The following is a 17,380-nucleotide window of genomic DNA, read 5'->3' as shown; positions in this document are numbered from 1 at the left end:
TTAGTTTAGTAACTTATATAAGGAAATGGGTGATTGGGAGACTTCATTTTAAATAAAATAAAAAAAGTGCAACCAAAAAGGTTGCACTCTTGTTTATTATGCTTTATGCTTCCATACGTTTGGCATCTTCATCGATGCCATATTTTCGTTCAGATTCAGCGACTACGACGGCACATGCAGCATCACCAGTGATGTTCAAGGATGTACGTAACATATCAAGCAGGCGGTCGATACCGATGATCAGCGCAATTCCTTCGACTGGCAGAGATACTTGGTTAAGAACCATCGCAAGCATGATCAGGCCTACACCCGGAACCCCTGCGGTACCGATACTCGCAAGAACCGCTGTTAGGACGACCATAACCAACTGCGCAAAGGAAAGATCAGAACCGTAGACTTGAGCGATGAAAATGGTCGCTACACCCTGCATGATGGCTGTACCATCCATGTTGATGGTTGCACCCAAAGGCTGGACGAAACTACTGACAGGCTTCGGTACATTCAGATTTTCCTGAGCTGTCTTCATGGATATCGGTAGTGTTGAACTACTGCTTGATGTACTGAAACCAACGGTCATCGCAGGGAAGAAACCCTTAGCGAACTTGATTGGATTCATCTTACCAAGGAAAGCGACAGCGGAACCGTACGTGACGATTGCGTGAATGACCAATCCTAAGATGACGACGAACATGTACATAGCCATCCCTTTCATGCCGTCAATTCCCATTGTTCCAATTGCCGAAGCAAGGAGACCAAATGCACCATAAGGAGCAAAGCGCATGATTAGGTTTACAAGGAACATCATGATTTCATTTCCCTGTTCGACAAGCTTGTAAATCCCTTCTGTTTTCTTACCAAGCATCGCTAGCGCGAAACCGATGAAGATGGCGAAGGCAATAATTTGTAGCATGTTTCCTTCTGTCATGGCCTGAATCGGGTTCGTCGGGATAATGTTTGTAAATGTTTCAACGACACCAGGTGCTTCCTGCGCTTCATACTCTGCACCAGCTGGGTTGATATCCACACTTCCCGGTTGGAAAAGATAAGCAAGGGAGATCGCGATACTGATCGCAATCGTCGTTGTAACAAGGAAGAACGCAATGGTCTTCCCACCAATTCTACCTAATTTCTTAGGATCGCCAAGAGAAGCGGTACCCAGAGTAATAGAGAAGAACACGATCGGTACAACGAGCATTTTAATAAGATTTAAAAATACCGTACCTAAAGGACCAAAAACATAAGCATCTAACGTACTGAACAGATCCGGTGCAGCTAAATGAAGACCCAGGCCTACAATCGCACCAAGAATCAAACCTATAAAAATCTTGGTTGTTAGTTTCATGAAGTTACCTCCTACAACATTATGAAAACGCTTACTTATTATTTTGTTTAAAAAGTGAAAAATTTCAAAGGCGACATGGTCCTAGCCATGTCAGAAAACATTAAAAAAAGACTTACTTATAGTATGGGTTTTGTTACTTTAGAGCCTTGAAGAATGTGTTTCAGGCTCGACATAGATGGTTGCAACCAACGCGGGTGTAAATGTGCTTTATAAATCATAACATAGAATAATTGAAAATTGAATAGAATTTGCTGGTAGTTTCTTATACAACTATCTACCAAATGATGCTGCATAACTTTAAATGGTCAATGAAACCGCGGGATCCATAGTTCTTTTTATATTATGAGAATGTTTAGAATTTATCACATATTCATGAATTCCCCTCTTTCCGTGCATATAATTTTATCCGTCTGCATAAAAAAACGGCCGTCTGTGTGACAGCCGTTCTTTATCAAGAATTCACTTTATCACGCTTTTTTAAATCCCTCCGTAAAACTTTCCCGCTAATCTGAGTTTTTGGAAGCTCATCGATAAATTCAATTTCTCTTGGAGCGCAATGTCCCGCGAGCTCCGTTTTCACAAAACGCCTGAGATCTTCCATTAATCCTTCACTGTGCTTGTAACCATCACGAACAACAATGAACGCTTTCACAATTTCTCCCCGGAGTGGATCAGGCTTTCCGATCACACCTGACTCCCGTACAGCCGGGTGTTCCAGCAATTTACTCTCCACTTCAAAAGGACCGATACGCTCTCCAGAAGAATTAATCATATCGTCACTTCTTCCCTGAAAGAAAACGTAGCCTTCCTCGTCCACGTAAGCTAGATCGCCGGCCAAATACCAGTCTTCACCAAATGGAAAGTAGGAAGCGAATTTGTCCGGGTTCTTCCACACTTCTTTCATGATGGATGGCCAGGTAGAACGAATAGCCAGATGTCCCGTCTCCTGCGGGGGGAGGGACTGTCCTTCTTCATTAAGGATCTCAACCTCTATACCAGGAATCGGTTTTCCCATGGACCCGGGTTTGATCGGTCGTGTAGGAAGGTTGGCAATTAACTGAGCTCCTGTCTCTGTCATCCACCACGTATCATGAATTCTCAATCCCCACGTTTGGTAGGCCCAGTGAATGACTTCCGGGTTGAGTGGTTCTCCGACACTTAGAATGTGGCGTAAAGAAGAGAGATCATAGTCGGCGTGTATGCCTTCCGACTGTCCTTTCAGCATTCGGAAGGCAGTGGGAGCACTGTACCATACAGAAACTTTCGCTTTCTCCAAAACTTCATACCACGCTTTTGCTGAAAAACGTCCGCCATGGATGACTGTAGATACCCCATTCAACAAAGGAGCAAAGACTCCATAGACCGTACCCGTCACCCATCCAGGGTGTGCCGTACACCAGTACACATCCTCTTCTTTCAGGTCCAAAACCCAACGACCCGTCTGAAACTGTTGAATCATATTTCGATGAGCATGGATAATTCCTTTTGGTTTGCCGGTCGATCCACTTGTGTAATGAATGTTGAGTCCGTCCTCCAGGTCTACCCACACCGTATCCAGTTCGTTGCTGGCTTTCTCCGCTTCGCTTGTAATGGAGGGAATTGCTCCATCTGTTTTATCTGTAGTAAATACCGTTGACAGACTCGGCATCTCTTCCCTGTTCACACGATCCAGGAAGGAATCCTCTGTAATTAAATATTTCCCTTCACAATCATTGATGCGGTTCTTAACTGCTTCTTCCATAAAAGCCTCAAATAGTGGACCAACCACCGCACCAACCTTGATGGCTGCAAACATAGCGATATGACAATAAGGATGTTTCGGTAAAAAAACGAAAACGAAATCCCCTTTTTTCACACCATAACGAAGGAGGACATTGGCCCATCGATTCACTTCCCTTTTCAACTCAGAGAAGGTGTAGGTGAATTCCTCTTCGTCTGACAGGTAATGTAACGCGATCCGTTCCCCGTTCCCTTCATCCACGTGTCTATCAATACATTCATAAGCCATATTTACTTTACCTGTGGTATTCCATGTGAAACGCGCGTTTACAGTGTTCCAGTCAAAAGTCTCACCTTCAAGCCACTCTGTCTCAATGTTATGACCTGCTGACTGCGGTGGAATGATCGCTGCTCCCATGATCCATGGTCCTCCTTATGATTTTGTGAAATCCAATTCTTTCAATACTTCTTCTTTCAACTCCCCAAGATGCGCATCTCCTCTTTTACGAGGTTTCGGCCGGTTGATGAATATTTCAGACTCGATCTGTCCCGGCTGCCCGCGCATGATTACAATTCGGTCACATAAGTAGAGGGCCTCATCTATGTCGTGGGTGACGAGCAGTGTGGTCGTTTGGCGCTTTTCCCATATTGACAAAAGTAAGTCTTGCAGTTGCATTTTTGTAAAGGCATCAAGGGCACTGAACGGCTCGTCGAGAAGCAAGATATCCGGTTGACTGAGCAGAGATCTGGCAATCGCTGTGCGTTGAGCCATACCACCTGAAAGGTCTTTAGGGAAATGTTCCTCAAACCCTTGCAATCCTACCGTTTCAATCAATTCCAAGGCATGGGATCTCTTTTCCTTCTTAGAAAAACCGAACGTCACATTATCTAACACGGTTAACCAAGGCATAAGCCTTGGTTCCTGAAACATCATTCCGAAAGCTTCTTCCGGACGTTCCGCTTCCGTACGAATGCTCCCTTCATATTGCGGATCCAGGCCCGAGAGGACACGCAGCAGGGTACTTTTGCCACAACCGCTCGTTCCGAGGACACCGACAACCTCTCCTCTCTGTAACTGCAGATGAATATTTTTGAATCCTGCTTTCCCGTTTTGGAATATACGCGATACATGATCAACGGCTAACATAGACACCCTCCTTTATGACGCATTCTCCAAGTTGTCCTGCCATTTCAGGGACTTCGACTGAATTCTCTTCAATATTTCATCGGTGATTTTTCCGAAGATGGCAAACAGAATGATGCTCCCAATTACGAGAGAGGGGGCGGATGTGTTCTGTCCGTACACCATTAAATAACCAAGACCCTGGCTTGCGCCAAGCAGTTCAGCCGCGACCACGAACATCCACCCGAGACTCAGCCCGCTTCTTAAGCCGACGAGAAAAGAAGGCAGGGCAGCTGGCAGAATGATTTTTTTGATTTGCTGAAAACTCGTGAAATGATAAATCCTGCCTACCTCAATCAACTTACGATCAATCCCCTGAATACCTGCAGTCAGGTTCAAATACACGGGAAAGAAAACACCTACAGCCACGAGGGTAATTTTGGAAGCTTCTCCAATGCCGATCCACAAAACGAATAACGGAACCCAGGCCAGGGACGGGATGGCCCTGAGTGCCTGCAACGTCGGATCAAGCAACTGATGAATCACTTTCACATAACCCGTCGCTGCTCCGAGAAGCACAGCAACCAAAGCCCCCGCGAGAAATCCAGCAAAAACACGGTAGAGAGTGACGGTGATATGACCTAAAAGCTCTCCCCCCTGAGCCATGGCCGCCATTTCCTCGACCACGGTCGTTGGAGAGGGGAGCAAATGAGGGGCCACCCATCCTGCTCTTGAAGCATACTCCCACAAAAGAATAAGGAAAGCGGGCAGGATCAGGCCCAGCCATGAACCGTAGATGTTTCCTTTCATTAGAAAACGCATATTCTTCACCCTGGAAACCGGACGGACGGTCGTTTCTGTTCGACTGGACATAAAACGCGCTCCCTCCTTTTATTCAATCACTTCTTCGGCGTAGGTTGGATTGATGAGTTCCTCAGTGATTTTTTCAATATCCACATCTGACTTGATGACTTCTTCTTCCTGTAGCACATAGCCTGCTCCAAGAACGGTTTCTGTCAACGCATTCCCTGGTACAGGATTCGATAAATCATTCCTTTCCAGACTCTTCTTCGCGACTTCCAAATCCAATCCCGCTTCTTCAGCAAGGATCTCTGCTGCTTTGCCTGGATTTTCAATCGTCCATTTTCTTGCTTTTTCATAAGCTTCAATGACCTGTTTGACGATTTCGGGATGCTCCTTGGCATAATCCGAGCGAACGTTTAATGTTCCGTAAGTATTGAACTCCGGCTTACGGTAGAAAAGTTCAGCGCCGCCCTCCAATTCATTCCGGGCCATATGAGGGTCGAGCCCTGCCCATGCATCAACATTTCCATTAGCCAGTGCCGTTGCTCCTTCAGGGTGCTGCAGGTTCACAAGCTCAATGTCATTCGTAGAAAGCCCGTGATCCTTAAGTGCGCGGACTAAGAAAATGTAAGGATCCGTTCCGAGCGTTGCCGCCACCTTCTTCCCTTTCAAATCTTCCACAGAAGATATTCCGGAATCAGGGTTCGTAACGAGTGCTGTCCATTCGGGCTTGGAATATAGATAAATGGATTCGACAGGAGCATTGTTCGCTTTTGCCATCAGAGCCGCTGCACCTGCGGTCGAACCGAAATCAATACTGCTGGAATTCAGGAATTCAAGAGCTTTGTTACTTCCCTGACTGAGGACCCATTCCACTTCGACCCCTTCATCTTTAAAGACTTCTTCGGCAAATCCCTGCTCTTTCAATACAAGACTCGTGGGAGAGTAATAGGCATAATCGAGCGTCACTTTGTCTGGTGAGCTACTCTCCCCTTCTGCATCTCCGGAACAACCCACCAAACCCACGGCTGCAAGTAACCCTATCGTCATGAATGTTTTCTTAAATCCCATCTTACACGCTCCTCTATGATATATTTTTAGATTTCACAGGCATACGTATCAATGGTTCCCCGTAAACGCTGGGCCTCTTTATACGTACACCGGTTATGAACGACTTCAAGTCCTGCTTCACTTGCAATCTGGGCCGCCTTCGGTGAGATGACACCTTCCTGGAGCCAAAAGACATCCGGCCTGATATCTGCCGCTTCTTTAGCAATTTCAATGGCTGCTTCAGGACTGCGAAACACTTGCACAACATCAACTTTAAATGGAATCGATCTCAGATCAGGATAGGCTTTCTCACCAAGGACTTCTGTTTCCCGTGGATTTACAGGGACGATTTGGTATCCCATCCTCTGCATTTTTCTAGCTAGGCGATGACTCGGACGTGAAGGCTTTCCACTCAATCCGACAACCGCCAAACGTTTGGGACGCGTTTCTCCATCTTCCTGGGTTTTGGAGGAGCTCAAGGCCCATTTGATGACACCTTCGTCATTTTCAGTAATCGCCGTTTGTTCCGTTTCCCTTCCGGTCGCTTTAGCAATGGCACGATCAAGATCGTTGATTAAATCTTTGCTCGATTCAAGCCCTATGGATAAGCGGATCAATTCCTCTGTCACTCCACTTGCAGCTAGATCTTCGACGGATAACTGCTGATGAGTCGTGGAAGCGGGATGGATAATTAACGATTTCGCATCTCCGACGTTTGCTACATGTGACCAGAGTGAAATGTTGTTGATCACTTGTCTCCCGGCTTCCCGTCCGCCTTTAATGCCAAAGTTAACGATAGAACCATATCCTCCTTCAAGATATCGAGTGGCCAACTCATGAGCCGGATGCGAGGGCAGGCCTGGATACGACACCCATTCCACATCGGGATGACCTTGTAAGTATTCTGCGATTTCCTGGGCATTGTCTCCATGCCGGGCGACACGCAAATGCAGTGTCTCCAAACCTTGCAATAACAAGAAGGCATTCTGAGGACTCAAACAAGAACCAAAGTCACGAAGCAGCTGGACACGCAATTTCGTGATATAAGCAAGCGTTCCGAAATCGGCGGTATAGACGATCCCGTTATAACTATCATCAGGCTCTGTGAAAACGGGATACTTGCCGTTGTCCCAATCGAACTGTCCCCCGTCTACGACAACTCCTCCAATGGCCGTTCCGTGGCCGCCGATCCATTTCGTTGCGGAATGGATGACAATATCGGCCCCGTATTCAATCGGCCGGCATGTATAAGGGGTGGCGAATGTATTATCAATCAAAAGCGGAAGGCCATGATCATGAGCGACTGAAGCTACCTTTTCAATATCCAGCACATGAAGACTTGGATTACCAATGGTTTCAGCGAAGACCGCTTTCGTTCGCTCTGTAATCGCTTTGCGGAAATTTTCCGGTTCCTCCGGATCAACAAAGTGAACTTTAATGCCATATCGCGGTAAAGTATTGGCGAATAAATTATAGGTGCCGCCATACAGGTTTGCCGCGGCAACCACTTCATCTCCAGATCCTGCGATATTCAGTATGGATAAGGCAATGGCTGACATCCCGGAAGCCGTCGCAACAGAAGCGACCCCACCTTCCAAGAGGGCCATCCTTTTTTCGAAAACATCAACGGTCGGGTTTCCGATCCGGGAATAGATGTTTCCAGGCTCATCAAGGGCAAATAGGCTCTGCGCATGTTCTGTGTCATGGAAAACATAAGAAGTCGTTTGATAAATCGGCACCGCCCGAGATCCCGTCGTTGGATCTGGTGATTGTCCTCCGTGTAAAGAAATCGTATCTACATCATAGCTTTCAAATGAATTTGTCATGATTGTTTCCTCCCCAAAAAAGTTTTCTATTCTTATAAAAATAGTTGGTTTTAAGCATGCATAAAGGGCCTGGATCTCTCTCCGAACAGCAAAAAACCCTCTTCCAAATAAGAAGAGGGTTTGTCATTTCGGTTCCTCCTCTTATCTGCCAGATCAATCTGATCTGTAGGACTTGGCACCTTTTCAAACCGTTGTTTGAAGGTTGCCGGGCTTCACAGGGCCTATTCCCTCAGCCTCTCTTGATAAGAGATGTATGCAGTTGATTGATTATGTTGTGAATTATAACGGATAAGAATCAGAAAAGTCAATCATTTTAAAAATTTAATTTTCTGAAGCTTCTATTGCCCTTCTCAGCTGATCGATAATATCTTCATGATCTTCAATTCCGATGGAAAGACGAATCACATAATCATTGATACCGATTTTCTCTCGTTCAGCGTTCGATAACGCACGGTGAGATGTACGGACAGGATAAGAAACAGTCGTTTCTACTCCCGCCAGCGTAGGAGCAATCTTCACCCATCCAAGTGACCGGAAGAATGCCTCTATGTCAATCGAATCATTAAGTTCGATGGTCACAATGGCTCCGTTTCCTTTTTCCGATACCTTATCAGGATAATAGACGGTCCGGACCGCGACATGGTCATTCAGGGCGGTTGCTACCTGTTTTGCATTGTATGATTGCTTCTTCATTCTAAGACCTAAAGTTTTGGCTCCGCGTTGAGTGAGCCATGCTTCGAACGGGCTTAGATTCGCTCCAAATGTGACAATCTTCTGGGTAGCGGCCTGAACCAAATCCTCATTCCCGACCAGCACTCCGCATGTCACATCACTGTGACCACCAATATATTTCGTCCCACTATGGACGACAAGATCGACGCCATGCGTGTACGGCTGCAATAAGTACGGGGTGGCGAACGTATTATCAACCATCGTTTTCACATTCTTTCGACGAGCAAGGTTGACTAATCCTTCTAAATCTTCCACACGCAAAAAAGGATTTGAAATCGATTCCGTATAGAGAAGCTTCGTTTGATCCGTCATCGCTTCTGAAACGTCGTCTAAATTTGAAAAAGAAACCATCGTTACATCGATGCCGAACGCAGGCAGTTCTTTGGTGATCAACTTGTGTGAACCTCCATAAACATCTTCTGCTGCAACGATATGATCCCCAGGTTTGGCAACCGCGAGAATGCCGGCAAGAATGGCTGACATTCCAGATGAAGATGCCACTCCAGCTGGTGCTTCTTCCAGTTCCGCAATGGTTCCTGCCAGTTCATCTGTATTAGGATTCCTCTCTCTTGTATATAGATAAGGGCTGTCTCCCTCATAATAACTTTCCAAATGATCCAAATCTTTGAAAGTAAAGGCGGACGTCTGGTAAATCGGGGTATTCTTGCTATTCGGGACAAGACGTTGATCCGCTTTATGGTGCACGATCCTCGTATCAAATGATGTATTCGTCATCGTTCGTCTCCTCTCTCTATCGCTTAATCAGAAATTATATAGAATAAGCTTGAATATTGTCAAAGTTTTGCGACATATTCCCTGATCGCATGAAAGATGTACCGTTCATACCCTTTTTCATGAGGGACAATATTCTTACGCGTCACTTCTTTTTCCTCACCACTAAGAATAGAGACCACCTTCACGATTTGGCGTGTATCCTTCAAACCTTCCAAATCGTCCAGTGGAACGGAGACGATGTCCTGCACCTCTTCTCCAATGGTAAAGGTCCTGTCATCTGTCCAAGGGAAGAGGTGAATGCGGCAAATCTCCCGGTCTATGAGCCCACCTTCCTTCAGCTCTTCCTTAAAATTTCCTTGATGAACTAAATCGCCAGGTTCTACCATCAAACCTACTTCCTCCTCGATTTCCCGGACACCCGCCACCAGCACCCCCTCTCCCGCTTCTATATGCCCCGCAGCGGTAATATCATATAAACTCGGGAAATTCTTCTTGTGATCCGCTCTTTGTTGAAGCAATACATGGATCGTTTCACCTTCCTTATGGAACATCCAGCAATGGAAGGTTTCATGCCAATCACCGTCCCTATGTACTTTTTCCCTTTCTTTTATTCCAATCGGACGTCCGTTTTCATCAAAAATCGTCAACATTTCTGCCATACGTATTTCCTCCAATCTGCCTGCCCTCCAACACTCCCCCTCCCAAAACCACTCAAAAAGAAAATAGCTCAGAGCGTGACACCCTGAGCCTGAATCAATCCTAAGGAATTATTACTGATATTAAAACCCTTGAGTAACCCCGTTAAGGAATCCGATAAAGGGCAGAATCTCAAGAATGATCGGGGTGGCAATCACTTCAACTCTTATATTTTCCCTTTTCCTTTCTTACGACAAGAAAGCAGGTGACTCCACCAAAGAATAACAAAAAGACAGGATGCAAGTACATAAAGAACATCCTTGCCCCTTTTTAGTTGTTTACAAGACTTGCCGGTACAGGTTTACTGAAGTAATAGCCTTGGTATTCATAGCATCCTTTTTGTTTTAAGTATGCAATATGCTCACTCGTTTCCACACCTTCAGCAATGACTTGCAGCCCCAGACTTTTCGCCATACTGATGATGGCATTGACGATTGGCACGTCTTTTCCCCGTTCACTGATTTGATTGATGAACGACCGATCGATTTTGATCGCATCCACAGGCAGGCGATTCAAGTAACTAAGGGAAGAAAACCCGACACCGAAGTCATCCAAATGGACTTGAATTCCTTTTTCCCTCAAACCGTTTAACGTGTCTATGCTTCGGTCAAAATCTTGCAGGACCATGGTTTCTGTAATTTCAAGAATCAGACTTTGAGGTGGAAGCCCGGAGACTTTAAGAGCATGGAGCACTTTTCCTGGAAGGTTCAGGTCTTTAAATTGCTGTGCAGACAAATTCACCGATATTTTCAAATCCGGTCTTCGATCTTCGACCTGCCATCTCCTTGTTTGTAGACAAGCTTCTTGCAACACCCATTCCCCGATTTCTATAATCATCCCTGATTCTTCAGCCAGACTAATGAAATAATGAGGAGATAACAACCCGTAATCCGGATGGTTCCAGCGGATGAGTGATTCATACCCGGTCACCCTTGATGTTCTCCCACAAACTTGTGGTTGATAATGAAGCTCAAACTGGCTTTTATCAAGAGCATGATGAAGGGACTGCTTCAAATGGAGCTCTTCTCTCATCTGCTCACTCATCTTTTCTTCATAAACCGCATAGCGGTTTTTCCCATTTCTCTTTGCTTTGTGCATCGCGGCATCCGCATGGCGTAATAGAGTTTCTCCACTGTAATGACCTCGGATACGGGCCTTGGTGAACGTGACACCGATACTCACCGTATTGTAGAATTCTTTTTCACCAATAAGAAAGGGGCGTCTCATCGAATGGATGACGTGGTCACTGACTTCCTTTAGCTCTTCGAGGGTCTGTACATGTTTGAGAAGGACGACAAATTCATCACTGCTGATTCGCGAAATCACTGCATCGTGCTGAGCGAATGTCTGTCTCAAATAACGGGAGAACTGACGAAGCAGCTCATCGCCTTTGGCGTGCCCCCATGAGTCATTGATCATTTTAAAATTGTCAATGTCGATGAGTAAGAGAGCAATATTGTTCTCTTTTTCATCCATGGACTGAATTTCATCTCCAAGAATCCCGGACAGATAAGTGCGCGTTATGAGTCCTGTCAAAGGGTCGTACTGAGACAACATCTCAAGCTTTTTCTCCGCCTGCATTCGGGATAGCTCATTCGCTGTCCGATCAGCAAAAATTTGAAAAAGAGCCTTGCTCAATGGACCGCTCGTTTGCGTCTGATTATCCATGATCGCAAGGATCCCGATCACGTCTCCATCTGAGTTAAGCAACGCTTTCCCCAGATAACTCTCCACTCCGTAATCCCTAATCAGGATATCTCCTGGGAACAGTCTCCCTACATCTTTAGGGTAATAACATTCATGAGTCCTCATGATTTGCTCAAAAGGTGTATCTTTTACCGCATAATGAAGCCCGGAACTAATCTCTCCTTTGTGAGATAAGGAAATAGCTGTCACTTCATTTTTAGCTTCTCCTGTCAATTCTCCAACCAGCACGGTTTTCACTCCAAGAACAGCGGATAAATACTCCACGAGGAAATCAAAAAAGTCTTGTCCATTGTAGGAAAGGAATGCATCACCGATCTCTACAATCGCTTTTTTTATCCGGCCCAATTCTTCAATATAAGCAGAATCAGGGGCCCCCGTACCTGTATAACCAATGATGGCTCCATTCTCATCAAAAAAAGGCGTGACAATGTCCTTCATCCATTCGTACGTCCCATTATTCAACAAACGATAATTCATATAAAAAAAATGACGATTCTCTTTCGTCATCGCATGATGATCTAGATAGGCTACATCATCCTTATGTATGAACCGCATTAACCCCTGCTTATTCAAGATGGTTGAATCCAGGTTCCATTGATCTTTCAATCTTTCACTCACATAGATGTTCTCTTTTTCAATATCAAAGAACCATATAGGGATGGAAAGCTGCTTAAGTGTATCCCAGGGATGATCTATTATCCGAGCCATTCCGTTCACCTACTCCAAAAAATTTATTCCCCTCTTCCTAAATATCGGAAAATTAGAACTAAAGTTTAATCCTTTTTTCACGAGGAAAACTACCTAAAAAGGAGGAAGTATCTATGAAGCAGAAGAAACAAAGACGAGGGACTGTTGAGCAGTCAAATGAAATGGCGCAAGTGTTCAATCGTAAGTTGAGCTACAACCAATCTTTTTCCCATCAAACGGATGATACTGAAGTCCATTCTGAAAGCGAAGCTCTCTATCATCATTATTCCGATGATGAAGATTAAAAAAGTGATCTCGTTAACGAGATCACTTTTTTTGTTCCATAAACCCGTAATGACCGAAAATTCTGTTATCATATGAGTGGAACGCCCATATTTTTCACAAAAATCTCCAGAATGCTGTGATTATAGATGCGTTATTAAAGAATATGGCAGGATTGTGGAAGACTCAGTTTCGAGGTGTTTTATGAGTGGATGGGGCTGCGGGGAATGACTCGCTTTCCGCGGGAGTCTCGCTATTCCCCTCCACCCACTTACCAGGAAGATTCTCGAAACCACTTCTTGAAAAATCAGCTTATATGAAATTATGGTAAGTGGATAATATTAACTCCCCAAGTGAGTATTCAGACCTTAAAAGCATGATAGAAATGGCTTTATGCCTTCTTAGGAGAGGAAGAGCAGGAGCTCTAATTCTCCGTACAGGGGTTCGTTTCACCTTACATGAGATGGGGTGGTTGGGAAGCTGCGAGACTCCCGTGGGAGAAAGGAGATCGGCGAGATCCCACAGGGCGTAGCCCGAGGAAGCTCGCCACTCCCCCACAGGAAAGCGAGTTGCTTCCCAGCCACCCCCGACGCTCAACCCAGGCAACGAACCCAGGAACATCTCGAAATTGAATATTCCACAAACGGGAGCTTATGCGAAAAAGGACGGAGAATTAAGGATGGAATTAAGAAACAAACCAAAAGAGAGGGTTATTTACATATGAAGAAAGGCACCAATAAGAGCAAGTGGATCTTAATCACGGCTTCTATGATTGTTTTAGCCATAGGGGCCTATTTCTTCACGGACAGCAGTGAAGATAAGTTAGCTCTAAAAACAGATTCATCACCGATGAGAAAAGCGAAAGCGGTGGATCTTGAAGAATTCCCTCTTCAGTGGCGTGAGGTCGATACATATGAACAAGTCAATGATTTTTATGAGGAACGTATTCGCGGTTTGTCATTAGCCCGCGAAAAGGGATTAACGGTCCGCCCCCAGGAGTCCACTCCAATTCCTGATAAAGATGGACGGATGCAAATCAACGAGGTCTGGCACAGCGGCCCGACCATCCATGTATTGTACAGCATCGACCTTTCTGCATTAACCAGAAAAGATAGCGACGATGAAGAAACCAAGTACCTCGTTCAGCCGCCATCTGTAGAAGGTATAAACATTGAGTCCATGAATGGGAGCGATCAACAATCGTTCCAGCAGCATTCGCAACCCCTCCACCCCAGGGATACGATTGTGTTTGAAAACAGAGTGTACGGGCTCTTACAGCTTCCTCCCATTACGGAGAAATGGGGGTACAATTTTGATCCCCATGATATAAAGGATTATGATCAGGAATTTTTAACTTCCTTCAGTCTGCGGATCAATCACCGTACAATTGAAACGAAAGGAATGCCAGTCCGTTATTTCCATGACAAGGATGGACATGTGCTCCAAAGTTATACAACAGACGAGGTGTACACTGATGACCTGGTCACAGTGGAACCTACATCCGTCAATATCGGCGTTGCCTCAAGCTACGTAAAAATGAAGATAAAGGCAGAAGGGAAAGAAATCGGTCAGTCCGTGCATGCCTTAATAAAAACAGAGGAAGAGTCCGAACACCCTCTCAGGCTTTATCTAAACGAGACGGAAGAAGAAAATGTGTATGAGGCCTGGTTCCAACCGCCATCAGAACCACTTACAGAGGCGGTGAGCCTTGAACTTGGGTCTCTTCAAATTCATGATGATACACCTTATTCGTTCACCGTTGATATGACTCAGTTTAAAGACCATTCAAACGAATCTGTCGTGTTAAATGAAAAAGTGGGTGAAGCTCACAATACAGATATCATCCTTGAACAGGTCGATTCATTTTCCGGAACCAATATGAACCTTCAACTCAAGTATGAACCCCATGAAGCGGATCAAGAAGAAAAATTAGTCGGTGCTCAACTCGCCCCGATGAACAGCCTCGAGGAAGAACGAGAGAAATTTATAGAAGTCGTTACGAATGAAGGCGAAACGACAGAGGCTAATATTTGGGGGCACGATAATAGAGGAGACATCCACTTCCAGTCTCCCGCCTTAAGGAACGCTGAGGAAATCACCGTTACTGTGAATAAGATGGTGTACGCTCACAAATTGGGCTATACCTTCGATTTGGACAAATAGGAAAAAGCAGAGGATAAGCATCCCTCTGCTTTTTTATATTTCTTCATATACAAAACGGATCAATGCGTCATTGAAACGGTCATAATGGGTAGCGGGAGTCTGATGATAGGCATGTTCAATGACTTCCATTTTCACATGAGGACAAACACTATAGTATTTAGAATGTTCATTAATCCAGAACTCTTTATTTCCATACACCAGCAACAAAGGTTGAGTCAGTCTTTCTAACCGCCCGCTGCAATCAAACGAAAGAGCACGGTTGTAATAAGTGTACCAACATTCCGGATCGGATTTTGCCATATGTTCATTCAGTTCACGTTTAATATCCGCATCTTTGAAGTGAGAGTGACTGAGCAATTTGGCAAGTGTTTCAGGGCTTTTATCCACCCAGTACATTCCTCCTAAAAACTCAAACCGAAGTCCCCCTGTGGCTACCTTCGGGAAACCGCCCGCAAGAATGACTGCTTTCGTACGTTCAGGAAAAGTGAGTGCGAATTCCTGGGCAATCATCCCTCCGCAAGAATAGCCGACGACCACAATTCGATCCAGGTTCAAATGATCAATGAGCTGGACAACCTCCCTTGCGTACATGGAGACATCAGGAGCATGCGAGATCACTTCCGAATCTCCGTTTCCACTGAGATCAGGAAAAATGACACGAAACTCTCTGGCGAGGGAGTGCTGCATTTTGAATACTTTTCTCCCCATCCCTGGTGGGTGGAGAAAAACGATTGCTTCCCCATTTCCCCGATCATCATAAAATAATTGTGCCCCGGATTTTTCCGTAAAATAAGGCATGGATTTTCATCCCCTATCCGATATTCATGGAACCTTATCATTCCCCCAGGGACTGAAATTATGTCCATTTACCGAATATATTAAGGTTCGATTGACCTTGCTTTAATGCAGGCGTAAACTAGACTTGTATCATAATGTCCGGAAGGGGAAACCAAATGAAACGTTTTCTATTACTTAGCTTATTCGCAGGAGTAGTCGTCTTCTTAGCCGCCTGCGGATCGAATGAACTTGAGGATACGCTGGATTGGGAAGTCCAATCTTTTGAAGGAACGACCCAAGAAGGGGAAAGCTTTTCCACCGATGATATGGAAGGAGAAGTTTGGCTCGCTAATTTCATCTTTACGAACTGCAATACGGTCTGCCCGCCCATGACCCGTAACATGGTAAAAGTTCAAGAGCAGTTAAAAGAGGAAGGTGTCGATGCTGAAATTGTGTCCTTCAGTGTAGATCCGACAGTGGATTCTCCTGAAGTATTAAAAGAGTTTGGCAAGAAGTACGGGGTGGATCATAGCAACTGGTCGTTTATTACCGAATACACACAGGAAGAAATTTCTAAATTCGCTCAAGAGAGCTTCAAAACTTCTGCAGTTAAAACGGAAGGGAACGATCAGGTCATTCATGGAACAGCCTTCTACCTGATTAACGAAGAAGGAATGGTCGTGAAAAAATATAAAGGAAACACAGAAGTCCCGTTTGAACAAATTGTTGAAGATACCAAAACCATCGCTGACTAAAAAGAACCTCCCCTCCAGAAAAGGAGTGGGAGGTTCTTTTGAAAAAAGCATCACTAATTGAAAAGGGAATTGATAAAGCTACTTAAGGATTTAAAGAAATTCTGCACAGCATTCCGCAAGCTGTTCCAAAACCCATCATCGTTAATTAGATCCTGTATGCTTCCCGTCAAATCTTCCAACTGGTTTTGAACTTGATCGAAGTCGATATTCAAATGGCGCATCTGCTCAAACAAATCGATCAAACGTTGACGATCTTCTTCACTCAGTTCAATGTTCAGAGACTGCAGCTGATCTTGGACGATCTGCTCCACTTCTTCCCTTGTCGCGGGGTCCTGCTCCGCAATCTGTTTTTTAATTTCGGTCAGAAGTTTACTGATTTCATCCCGGTCGACGCCTTCCTCCTCTGCGATATCTGTTGCAATATCAAGCTCATCACTCGCGACTTTCATCCGGTCTTCATCAAGCTTCACACCTTTAGCGTCGTAAGCTTTATAGATGCCTGTAAGTGCAGAGTGCCCACTGACTTTGACAGAGGAAGCCACCAGCACATCCGCATTCTCCACACCCGCAGTCAGCAATGCGTTTGTGTACATTTCTTTCGTTACCTGTGTTATGTTATCTGGTGTTACAATTTCAATATTCAAACCTTCAGCATTGTCCTGATGAATGATTTTGACAGATGAGTACATATTCGAATTGGGATTGCCCCCGATATAATTAGCAAGATCCTGACCGTTGACCGTAAACTCATCGACCTGGTCATGCTTGTTGACTTCAAGCAGCTCAGACACTTCAGTTTTCTGGGCTTCAGATAAGGCTTCTCCATAAACGACAATCGGCAGGCCTAACTTTTCATTGATGCCCTGGTCGCCTGTCGAAGCGGAAACGCTTGAAGGCAAAACAAACGATGTAAACAAAACGACGATTAACATCCATAAACTGACACGTGTTTTCATGTTCTCGACCCCTTGTGAAAATGGTA

At 45.0% G+C, this 17,380-nt stretch carries 14 protein-coding genes and 1 riboswitch; of the genes, 3 read left to right on the top strand and 11 right to left on the bottom strand.

The genetic code is table 11. The features are described from left to right. Positions 1-103: 103 nt before the first annotated feature. The 9 genes from J0K78_RS18860 to J0K78_RS18820 all read right to left on the bottom strand — a co-directional run bounded on the left by J0K78_RS18860 (position 104) and on the right by J0K78_RS18820 (position 12,442). Positions 104-1,342, bottom strand: a complete 1,239-nt coding sequence (locus tag J0K78_RS18860) for a dicarboxylate/amino acid:cation symporter (protein ID WP_160916616.1) — start codon at positions 1,340-1,342, stop codon at positions 104-106. Between the two features lie 451 nt (positions 1,343-1,793). Continuing rightward, entirely contained in the window at positions 1,794-3,479 is a 1,686-nt protein-coding gene (gene acsA, locus J0K78_RS18855) for an acetate--CoA ligase (RefSeq protein WP_206948455.1), read from the bottom strand. 15 nt (positions 3,480-3,494) lie between these two features. After that, a complete protein-coding gene (locus J0K78_RS18850) occupies positions 3,495-4,208 on the bottom strand; it encodes an ABC transporter ATP-binding protein (RefSeq protein ID WP_206948454.1) in 714 nt (237 codons plus the stop codon). A 12-nt stretch (positions 4,209-4,220) separates the two neighbouring features. After that, positions 4,221-5,057, bottom strand: coding sequence for an ABC transporter permease (locus tag J0K78_RS18845; RefSeq protein ID WP_206948453.1), 837 nt, complete (start codon positions 5,055-5,057; stop codon positions 4,221-4,223). 18 nt (positions 5,058-5,075) lie between these two features. Next, positions 5,076-6,059: an aliphatic sulfonate ABC transporter substrate-binding protein gene (locus J0K78_RS18840; protein WP_206948452.1), complete on the bottom strand. Its 984-nt coding sequence runs from the start codon at positions 6,057-6,059 to the stop codon at positions 5,076-5,078. A 26-nt stretch (positions 6,060-6,085) separates the two neighbouring features. After that, positions 6,086-7,864, bottom strand: coding sequence for a PLP-dependent aspartate aminotransferase family protein (locus J0K78_RS18835; RefSeq protein WP_206948451.1), 1,779 nt, complete (start codon positions 7,862-7,864; stop codon positions 6,086-6,088). Between the two features lie 138 nt (positions 7,865-8,002). Next, positions 8,003-8,113: riboswitch (SAM riboswitch) on the bottom strand. 72 nt (positions 8,114-8,185) lie between these two features. Then, positions 8,186-9,331 carry a trans-sulfuration enzyme family protein gene (locus J0K78_RS18830; protein WP_206948450.1) on the bottom strand — a complete coding sequence of 382 codons (1,146 nt, stop codon included), beginning with the start codon at positions 9,329-9,331 and terminating at the stop codon, positions 8,186-8,188. Between the two features lie 59 nt (positions 9,332-9,390). Beyond that, positions 9,391-9,990, bottom strand: coding sequence for an NUDIX hydrolase (locus tag J0K78_RS18825; RefSeq protein WP_206948449.1), 600 nt, complete (start codon positions 9,988-9,990; stop codon positions 9,391-9,393). A 307-nt stretch (positions 9,991-10,297) separates the two neighbouring features. Then, positions 10,298-12,442, bottom strand: a complete 2,145-nt coding sequence (locus tag J0K78_RS18820) for a bifunctional diguanylate cyclase/phosphodiesterase (RefSeq protein WP_206948448.1) — start codon at positions 12,440-12,442, stop codon at positions 10,298-10,300. Positions 12,443-12,555: 113 nt separating this feature from the next. Between J0K78_RS18820 and J0K78_RS18815 the strand changes: the two genes are divergently transcribed. Next, positions 12,556-12,726, top strand: coding sequence for a hypothetical protein (locus tag J0K78_RS18815; protein ID WP_160916631.1), 171 nt, complete (start codon positions 12,556-12,558; stop codon positions 12,724-12,726). 697 nt (positions 12,727-13,423) lie between these two features. Beyond that, entirely contained in the window at positions 13,424-14,866 is a 1,443-nt protein-coding gene (locus tag J0K78_RS18810) for a hypothetical protein (protein ID WP_206948447.1), read from the top strand. Positions 14,867-14,899: 33 nt separating this feature from the next. Here the strand turns inward: J0K78_RS18810 and J0K78_RS18805 are convergent, their stop codons facing one another. Then, positions 14,900-15,664 carry an alpha/beta fold hydrolase gene (locus J0K78_RS18805; protein ID WP_206948446.1) on the bottom strand — a complete coding sequence of 255 codons (765 nt, stop codon included), beginning with the start codon at positions 15,662-15,664 and terminating at the stop codon, positions 14,900-14,902. 155 nt (positions 15,665-15,819) lie between these two features. Between J0K78_RS18805 and J0K78_RS18800 the strand changes: the two genes are divergently transcribed. Next, positions 15,820-16,398, top strand: a complete 579-nt coding sequence (locus J0K78_RS18800) for an SCO family protein (RefSeq protein ID WP_206948445.1) — start codon at positions 15,820-15,822, stop codon at positions 16,396-16,398. A gap of 53 nt (positions 16,399-16,451) precedes the next feature. Here J0K78_RS18800 and J0K78_RS18795 read toward each other — a convergent pair whose 3' ends face one another. Next, entirely contained in the window at positions 16,452-17,354 is a 903-nt protein-coding gene (locus tag J0K78_RS18795; protein ID WP_206948444.1) for a DUF1002 domain-containing protein, read from the bottom strand. Positions 17,355-17,380 lie beyond the last annotated feature (26 nt).

This window comes from Halobacillus sp. GSS1 (assembly GCF_017307035.1).
GTDB classification, from domain to species: domain Bacteria; phylum Bacillota; class Bacilli; order Bacillales; family Halobacillaceae; genus Halobacillus; species Halobacillus litoralis.
This window is presented reverse-complemented; position numbering and strand designations above follow the sequence as displayed.